This is a genomic window from Cryobacterium sp. Hz9, assembly GCF_004402825.1.
GTDB classification, from domain to species: domain Bacteria; phylum Actinomycetota; class Actinomycetes; order Actinomycetales; family Microbacteriaceae; genus Cryobacterium; species Cryobacterium gelidum.
This window is the reverse complement of sequence record NZ_SOFC01000012.1, coordinates 159,271-168,299: the sequence shown is the minus strand read 5'-3', so window position 1 is coordinate 168,299 and position 9,029 is coordinate 159,271. Positions and strand designations below refer to the sequence as shown.

The following is a 9,029-nucleotide window of genomic DNA, read 5'->3' as shown; positions in this document are numbered from 1 at the left end:
GGGGCGGGCGGGGCCGGCGGGGCGGGCTCCACGGGCGGGGTCTGCGGGGCGGGGCGGGCGGGCGCGCCCGGCGGAGCCACGACCACGGGCGGCGGAATGTACTTGGGCGCGAGCTCCTCGAAGGCGTCACCACCATACTTGGCGTTGACGACCGACATCACGACCGGCCACATGCGGTGCCGCGCCGTCGCAATCTGGTCTTTCCCGAAGAATTGCCGCCGTTGGCTGAGCGCTCCGGTCAGGCTCACCACGGCGACCACCGTGGCCACCTTGGTACTCGCACCGCTCATCCAGGTATCTTTAGCGCCATCCGTCGTTCCGGTCTTGCCGATCATCGGCACATTCGGTTTCGTATTCGAGTTGGATTGTCGTCCGGTGCCACCGGTCATCACCCGGTGCATGGCGTAGGCCATGCCGGCCGCGACCGTGGAATCCACCGATTGCGTGCAGACCGACGGCGGCACCGAAACCTCCACGCCATCGCGGTCGACGATGCGGTCGATGGCGATCGGCGAACAGGTGACGCCCTTGTTGGCGATGCCGGCGAAGGCGACGGCCATGGTCAGCGGCGCAACCTCATTGGTTCCGATCACGGATGCTGCCGACTGCGACAGCGGGTTGCCGGTGGCCCGGTGCACGCCGAACGCCTCCGCCGTCTGGCGGATACCGCAGAGGTCGAGCCGCTTCGCCATGCCGATGAAGCCGGTATTGATGGAGCCGACGGTGGCTTCCAGTGCACTGTAGTTGGCGCCGGATTCGTTGGCGTCGTTGCGCGGGTTGAAGGGTGGCTTCTCCTTGTCGTAATTCTGAGGACCCAGGCAACTGTCTTGAAAGGTGCCCCAATTCGCCTTGCGCCGGGAATCGACCCGTTCGTTGAGCGAGTGACCTTCCTTGAGCCAATCCGCCAGGGTGAAAACCTTGTAGGTCGATCCGGGTTGGAATCCGCTCGAGCCGCCCTCGGCGAAGTCCGTGCTGTAGTTGATGCCCGTGTAGTTCGCTCCCGTCGCCTGCACCGTCGGGTCCTGGCTGTAGTCCTTGTTCTGGGTCATGGCGAGTACTCGACCAGTGCCGACCTGCACGCTCGTGATGACCGCGCCGACGTCGCCGCCAGCGTAGACCTTGGGAACCTGCTGGTTCATGGTGGTGACGGCCGCGTTCTGCACGTCGAGATCAAGGGTTGTGTACACGTCGTAGCCGCCCCGGCGAAAGTTGAGCATGCGGGTGGCAGCGTCAGAACCAAAGGTGGAATCGGTCTGCAGAATCTTGGTCACATAGTCGCAGAAGAACGCATTGGCCATTGCTGTCTGGCAGCCCGTGCTCGGTTCAGTGATGAACGGTTCGACCGGTGCCGCCACCGCGGCGTCGTGGTCGACCTGCGTTATCTTTTTGTAGCGCAGCATTTCGCGCAGAATGTAATCGCGGCGCTGTTTGTTGGCGGCGTAGCCGTTGGCGGCCCCGTTGGTCTCACTCGCGGGCTTGTCGAGCTGAAACTTAACCGGGTTGTTCACGATAGCGACGAGGCTCGCCGCCTGCGGCAGGGTGAGATTGGCCGCGGTGGTGTTGAAGTAATAGTTGGCGGCGGCCTCGATGCCGTACACAGTGCCGCCGAAACCGGTGATGTTGAAATACTGCTGCAGAATGTCGTGCTTGCTGTATTTCTTATCGACTCCGATAGCCAGCCGCATCTCCTTGAGTTTGCGGTCGGGCGTGGTCTCGGTCGCCGCGGTGTAACAGGCGTCGTGCGCGCGCAACTCGGAGATGACCTCGCACTTCTGCACGAGCACATTTTTCACGTATTGCTGGGTAATGGATGACCCGCCCTGGGTATCTCCCCCGGTTACCGTCGTCGCCGTGGCCCGCAGGGTGCCCTGCAGATCGATCCCACCATGTTCGTAGAACCGTGGGTCTTCTCCCGACACCGCGGCATCCTGCGCGAACTGGCTGATCGCATCCAAGCCCACCTCGATGCGGTTCTGATCGTAAAACGAGGCGAGCAGTTCGAACGTTCCGTCACTGCGGGTGGCGAAGATGTCACTCTTCTGCGACAGGGGCTCGATATTGACGTAGCCCGGCAGATTCTCGAACACCGAGATCGTGTTGGTCGCGGCTATGCCCGAGAGCGCCACGACCGGGGTCACCGACACGGCCACCAAAACGCCAGCCACAGCGCTCATGGCGACGAACCCGAGCAGGCCGCCGAGAACGCCGTGAACCGTACGCCGCCACGTCTGGGCCGCACCGGAGGGGCCCTCGATTAGCTGCACCACGTCAACCCCCAGCTGAGTCCATCCAATGCGAGAGCCCGCGCTTGCACATCGGTTCGTAATTAATTGTCATGTTAGTCATATCCGTGCTCAAGTGGTCGGCTGGCCAGCATGAGAATGTATCGGCTTGGTACCGGATTCTGAGTACTGTCCGGTAAACGTGCTGGAAATCCTGATGCGAACGTTCGGCAGTGAAAAGGAATTCATCTTCCTCAAGCCGGCGATCTTACTGCGAATGTCGGTGACGCGGGGCACGCCGAGCTCTTCGGCCGCTCACCGGTGTCGCGGTTTGTCAGCCACGAGCTTCTCGCCCCGCAGATCGAGCGGTCGACGCCCCGTTTCAGACCGAGGGATGGCCGGAGGTCACCGACGTAGAGCGGGACCACACGGTAGAGACCGAGTTTCGGGGGTTGGTGCCCGGCGTCGGCGACAGCTTCGGCGACAGCTTCGGCGACCAGGGCTGGCGTCCCGTCAAAGGAATCGTGACCGTGCCATCGGCCCCGTTCATCGTTGTCACAGCGAAGGACTCCGCCGGACTCGTTGCCGAAGACTGCCATGCCAACCCCCGCGGCCCGGCTGCTGACCGGCCGCGAAAATCAAAAGGTGCTACGGAAGCAGTCGTTCCCCCGCCCTCTCGGGGAGCCGGGCAGCCGCAGCACGAGCGATTGCGGCGGCAGCTTCGTTGGCGACAGTGTCGAAATCAACGCCCTCGATCGAATCGCCAACGGCTGCTGCCGCGGCCGAGCGCGCAGCTGCGGTAGCAGCCACCGCCGCGGAGGTCGCCGACGGTGACGACGGCGAGACTGAGGACGGCGAGACTGACGACGCGGCTACCGACGGCGAGACCGACACCGAGGTCGGCGTCGCTTCATAGCCTGTCGAGGCGACGCCAGCAGTCGAAGCGGATGCGCCGGCTTGAACGGGCGCGGCGTTTCGCAGGGCGGCCCCGGCCGTGCCGCCGAGCAGCCCGCCGAGAAGATCCTTGATGCCGATGCCCATGGTAGATCCGAGCACGGCGTCGACCTCGCTGAAGCCCGACGCGACGTTCTTGGAGAGTTGGCTGGCACCATCCGTTGAAATGACGGTGAGCTGGTCGATGTTGCCCATGGGGGCGGCGAGTTCGTGCGCGATCTGTGGCAGCATCTCGACCAGGCGCAGCTGGATGAGCGCCTCGGACTGTTGGGCGACGGCCTCGGCGGAGAGCCGGGTGGCCGTGGCCTCGGCGGTCCCGCGAGCGAGAATGGCGTCAGCTTCGGCCTGGCCCTCGGCCCGAGTGGCTTCGGCGTTCGCGACTCGGCTATCGCGATCGGCGGTGGCCTTGGCGACGGATGCCTCAGCGGCAGCGATCGCGGTCACCCGAATGCGGTACGCATCCGCGTCGGCGATCGCATTGACCTCGGATTCCAGCTCGGCCTTACGCAGGCTGGCCCGGCGCTGGGCGGTGAGCTCCTGCTCCTGCACGATGGCCTGCTGCGCCTTGGCTTCGGCGAGGGGCCGCGACGCGGCAGCCTCGGCGGAGGCCTTGTCGGTGTCGAGCTGCAGAGCCGCCCTGCGCAGGGCGAGCGTGTTCTGCGCTTCGGCGATGGCCTGCTCGGCGGTGATCAAAGCTTCCTGCGACTCGCGGTTCGCCACATGCTCGGCGACCTCGGCCTGCCGACGCACCTTGGCCTGCTCGGCACGGCCAATGTCGCGGATGTAGTCGTTCTCGTCGGTGATGCCCTTGATCTCGAAGGAGTCGACGTCGAGGCCTTGGTTGGCGAGCGACTGCCGTGCGGTGGCGAGCACCGAACTGCCGAGCTCGTCACGCTTCTGGATGACGGTCATGACGTCGGTCGCGCCGATCGAGGAACGCAGTGACCCGCTCAGCACCTCCTGCGCGAAGCCATCGATGTTCTTGTCCTGCCCGAGAAAGCGCTGGGCGGCGGCGCGAATCGCGGCGGGATCATCGCCGACCTTGACGATGGCGACGGCATCGACGGAGAGCGTGATGCCGTTGCGGTCCTGCGCGACGGCGGTGATCTCGATCGCCCGGCTGCGTAGGCTGATCTTGAACGCTTTCTGGAAGAACGGGGTGATGAACACGCCCTGCCCGTGCACGACGCGCTGGCCGGATTCCTCGAGCGTGGCACCGTCGACGATGGTTTTGCGACTCTTCTTGCCGGTGATGATGAGGGCCTCATCGGGCCCGGCGTTCTTATAGATCGACTTGGCATAGATCAAGCCGAGGAGCAGAACCACGACGATCGTGAAAATGATCCCGGGGATCGGGCTGAACAGAAAATCGAGCATGGGGTCCTTCCAAGGCGCAAGGCGCGTACGTCGTTTCCGCGATTCGGTCGCCTGACCTCGGCGCGGAGCTGTACTTCCAGTGTTGCAGGCCACAGCTCGGGATACGAAGGATGTCGACAATCGGTGGATCGGTTCGGCAAATCTTTTGCCTCGTCAGGGATTCGAGTGATCGGCGAGTAGTGACAGCGCGAACGGGCCGCCTGGCCCACCGGGAGTCTGCGTCGCCTAGCCGTCGATGAAGTCGGCGGCAGCGCGCAGGAACGCGGCGGCCGCGAGGGCGCGGGCTGCGGCATCCGCTGCACGGGTTCCCTCGGCAAGAGCGGGGCCGGCGGATGCCGCGAACGCGTCGATCCGGCCAGCGGCAGTGCCGGCGGCCGGGCCGGCGGCCGGGCCGGCGGCCAGGGCGGCAGTCGGGGCGCCGGCCGGAACGGCGGTCGTGCTGGCGACCGGGCTGGCGACCAGCGGCCCCAGAAAGATGCGCGATTTCGCACTGCGCGGTCCGTTGAAGGCGGGATTCTGTCGCGGCTGACTCGAAAATGCCTCGCGAATCTTGGCCAGGAACTCAGCGTGGGTCAGCCGATTCGCGCTGGGCAACACGAGCAGGCTCGCCGCCACGGTGAAATCGCCGTGGCCGCCCGTCTCGTAGGCGACCTCGGTCGGTCTGCACGCGCTGAACAGCACCTCCCGCGCCAACGCCCGTTTGCCGGCGCGGACGGGCGTGCCGCGCTTGGCCCGATAGTTCTTGCTCGTCGCCTCATCGGGAACGATGAACCGCGCCCGACGCCCGTGGGGAGCGGACGCCGCACTCAGATCGGCGACGTCGGCCAACTGCAGCTGCAACCGGCGTTGGCCGTCCCCGGAGTGGCAGGAGTCGAAGAACGCTGTGAGGCTGACGCCATCGGGCAGCTGGTCGAAGATCTCTCCCAGGTCGTCGTCGATGATCAGGTTGCCGTCACGAAAGTCGATCGGGCAGAGCGCTTCGTCGTACTTTTTCTCCTCATTGCCGGTCTCGGTCTCGTCGCCGTCGAGGTCGTCCACGTAGGTGCCGTGCCCGGCGTACTGAAAGACCAACACATCGCCGGCGACGCTGCGCGCGACCAGATCGAGCAGCCCCAGCAGAATGTTCTGCCGGGTCGCCTCCGCGTCGAGCAGGGTGCGCACGGCGAACCCGGCGGCGATGAACTGGGTTGCCCAGGCCTCGGCATCCGCTACGCAGCCATAGAGTGCGTCACCGCCCGGATAGGCGTTGATGCCCACACACAGTGCATGGTGGGTACCAACCGGCCGGGGAATAGCCGGGCCGGGCACCGGCCAGAGGTCGTCTCCGAGGTCGCGGACGGCTGGGAACGATTGGATGCGCGAGCTGCCGGTGACCCGGCGGGCGACACTGTCCATCGTGGGGATGTCGTTGTCGAAACCTCCATGACTGGTCGAGGTGCTGCGGCTCGACAACGGGCCACTCGTCGTTTTAGACCAGATGATATCGGAAGCCCCGCCGACACCGGCCGACCCGCTCGCGCCGGAGACGCCAAAGAGTCGGGCGAGCACCGGGTCGGCGCGCAGACACTCGTCCAGGCCGAGAATGGGCGAAAACTCTTCGGGTTCGAACGCAGCCCGCACGAGATAGAGCAGGGATTTTCCGTAGGCGCCGAGGCAGGTATCGTCGCGTTCAAGCTTTTCGGTCATCGTGAACAAGGCGAGCGATTTCACTCCGTCGCCGACCAGGGGCACGATCTTCTTCTTGAAGATGTCGGTGCGCACAGCCGGCGCGAGCAGGCTGACCGTCTCGAAGGCCGGCACTCCCGCTTCCAGCGCGGCGGGAATGAAGAAGGAATGAAATATCGACCCGGCACTGTGCCCGATAGCGTGCACGCTGATCGTGTCGGCGTGCGCCGTACAGTATGCGGCGAGCGCCTCCGCGACATAGCGGGCACCGCCATCTCCGGCGGATGCGGCCTCGGCCGAGCGCTTCATCTGGCCCCAGATGGCCTGGCCCTGACCGAATCGGGCGGCCAGTTCGAGCACCCGGTCCTTCGCGTCGTCCAGCCAGCCCCGCCGCCCCTGTGCCCAGTCACCGACGGCGCTCGTGATGGCCCCGGCGAGGCTGGTCTCCCAGACGAAGTGGATGGGATACACGCCGTTGGACTTCCACCAGTCCACCTGGGTCGCGGCGATCCGCAGCCCGGATTGCTCATCGACGAGTCCACCGTGGGCGTAGAGCACCACCGGTACGACGCCGCCGTGCTCAGCCACGAAGGCCGGCAAATGCGTGGCGAAGATGGCGTCGACCTCTCTTCGGGTGGTCGTGAACGCCCCGGTCGACGAGAATTTACCGTCGCGAAGATTGACCACGTGCGGCCGCAGTCCGTCAAGTTCGCTCTGCGGCAACGGCGGCCGCCTCGTCGCGGGGGCCGTTGAATTCGCGGGAGTCATCGAATTCGCGGGGGCCATCGAATTCGCAGTAGTCGTTGAATTCGCGGGGGCCATCGAATTCGCGGGAGTCGTCGAATTCGCGGGAGTCGTCGAATTCGCGGAGGCCATCGAATTCGCGGGAGTCGTCGATTCGGGCATGGCGCCGTTCCTCTCACGGTCAGGTTTTGCTGGAACAGGTGCGCCGCCGCAGGGACCGGCCTTGTGATTATGGCGCGCGAGCGTTACTGCAGCGTTACTGCTCGGTGACTGCCACCGAAACCTTGACAGACCCGTCGTTCGGTTGCATATTGCAGACACAAACGGATGCTGCGGGGGTCGCCATGACGACTGGTACCGATTCCGGATCGAGCAATCCGGGACACAGTGGCCTGCAGGTCGGCCTGACCGTGCTGGCCGAGGGACCGTTCACGACGTTTCACGCGCAAGCAGGTGAACCGGATGCGCTGCTCACGACGACCCTGCGGGTGCCGGTCGAGCGCATTGGACCTGGGCCGCGTAGCGCCCGGTTCGACGTGATCGTGCGTCGCCCAGGAGAGAAGCCGTTCAGCCTCGAGCTCGGCTCCCCGACGCCGCCCTGGATGGTTGTCGACGAGAAGCCCCCCGACAATCTCACCGCCCTGCTGCAGGACAGTCGATTTTTGGCACAGCAGGTGTACGCGGTGGCGGCATCCACTCTGGCGCTGTTCGAATCCACTCTGGGCCGACGTATGGGCTGGGTCAATGGTGGTCGACTGACCATCAGCGCCTACGACCGGGTCTCCTACCGGGAGTCTGGCTATTATCGCGACGACGGACTGATCCGGTTTGGACACAAACGCGACGGCCGCACGAGCAAGGCGGTACCGCTCGCCCTGTTTCGTGACCTTGTGGCGCACGAGGTCACTCACGCTATTGTCGACGGTTACCGACCGAAATGGGCCGATTCCCACGCCGAAATCGACCAACTCGCCCTGCACGAAGCCATCGCCGACCTCGTGGCCCTGCTGTCGGTGTTCTCCACGCAAACCCTGGTCGAGCAATTGCTGACCCAGACCGGCGGGGACAGCCGCAACCTCGATGACCTCGACGAAGATCTGCTGCGCCGCGACCTGTTTCGCCTGGGTGATGGACTGTTCAAACGCGGCACGGCCCGGCCGTCCCTGACCGACGATCTGGCGGCGAACTGGCGCACCCTGAGTGACCCGCATCTGCGCGGCGGGGCAATGGTGCAGGTGTTGCTGCGCGTCGTGGCCCGACTGTGGCTGCAACGGCTTGACGCGCCCGGCGGTCGCTCGAGCCTGTATCAGGTGGCCCGCGCCGGGGCGTCCGTTGGCCGTCAGGTGTTGAGCATGCTCATTCGCAGCCTCGGCTACATGGCGCCGGTCGATGTGACCTGGGAGGACCTGCTGCGCGGCATTCTCGCCGCGGATACGGCGGTCGTGCCCGACGATGACCTCGATTATCGCGGCCACGTTGTGACGGCCTTCGCCGAGGCCGGCATCGCGCTTCCCACGCTCACCGACCTCTCGGGCATATCGACCTTCGTCGGCCTGCGGTATCCGGTTCGGCTGGCCGCCCTGGGCTCCGATCCGGAAGAGATCGTGCGGTTTCTCTGGGAGAACCCGGTACTACTCGCGGCGGCGAAGATCGACCCGACCCGGCCGATTGCGGTCGAACGGGTGCGGCCAACCCTGCGCGTCGGTCCCGACGGATTCGTGGTGTCGGAAATCGGCGCCACTTTCACGCAGGAGTTTCGCCTGAGCGCCGCTGAGGCGCGCAGCTTCGGGCTCGCCACCCGAACGCCGGTGTTTATTCGCGGCGGCGGACAACTGCGTTTCGACGAGGGCGGGCGCCTCAGTTTCGCCGCCCTCAAACCGATTCTCGATCTGGAACGCCAGCGGGCGAAACTAGCCGCACAGGAGCGGGCTACTCGTCCAACGGATGCCGCCCCGCCCGCAGCCCCGCCGGTCACACCGCCCGGTTCGAGGCGGCAACCCGGATCGATCGCAGCCCCGCCCCCCGAGGTCTCGGCGGATCGCAGACCAACCTTTCACCCCTGACGGC

5 protein-coding genes are annotated in these 9,029 nt (G+C 65.6%); 2 read left to right on the top strand and 3 right to left on the bottom strand.

The features are described from left to right. The 3 genes from E3N85_RS06760 to E3N85_RS06750 form a co-directional block, all read right to left on the bottom strand. Positions 1 to 2,267: transglycosylase domain-containing protein (locus E3N85_RS06760; protein WP_134461137.1), on the bottom strand; the 2,267-nt coding region annotated here is incomplete at its 3' end. Positions 2,268 to 2,870: 603 nt separating this feature from the next. After that, positions 2,871 to 4,553 carry a flotillin family protein gene (locus E3N85_RS06755; protein WP_134461134.1) on the bottom strand — a complete coding sequence of 561 codons (1,683 nt, stop codon included), beginning with the start codon at positions 4,551 to 4,553 and terminating at the stop codon, positions 2,871 to 2,873. 225 nt (positions 4,554 to 4,778) lie between these two features. Continuing rightward, positions 4,779 to 6,905 carry a caspase family protein gene (locus E3N85_RS06750; RefSeq protein WP_166783885.1) on the bottom strand — a complete coding sequence of 709 codons (2,127 nt, stop codon included), beginning with the start codon at positions 6,903 to 6,905 and terminating at the stop codon, positions 4,779 to 4,781. Between E3N85_RS06750 and E3N85_RS16275 the strand changes: the two genes are divergently transcribed. Both E3N85_RS16275 and E3N85_RS06745 read left to right on the top strand, forming a co-directional pair. Then, the gene (locus E3N85_RS16275) at positions 6,898 to 7,191 is read left to right on the top strand and encodes a hypothetical protein (RefSeq protein ID WP_166783884.1); all 294 of its coding nucleotides are present in this window, start codon (positions 6,898 to 6,900) and stop codon (positions 7,189 to 7,191) included. The genes E3N85_RS06750 and E3N85_RS16275 overlap by 8 nt on opposite strands. Positions 7,192 to 7,306: 115 nt before the next feature. After that, entirely contained in the window at positions 7,307 to 9,025 is a 1,719-nt protein-coding gene (locus E3N85_RS06745; protein ID WP_134461129.1) for a hypothetical protein, read from the top strand. Positions 9,026 to 9,029 lie beyond the last annotated feature (4 nt).

Coding starts and splice junctions, on each gene's coding strand:
- E3N85_RS06745 (WP_134461129.1), top strand. CDS start 7,307: ATGACGACTGGTACCGATTCCGGATCGAGCAATCCGGGACACAGTGGC.
- E3N85_RS06755 (WP_134461134.1), bottom strand. CDS start 4,553: ATGCTCGATTTTCTGTTCAGCCCGATCCCCGGGATCATTTTCACGATC.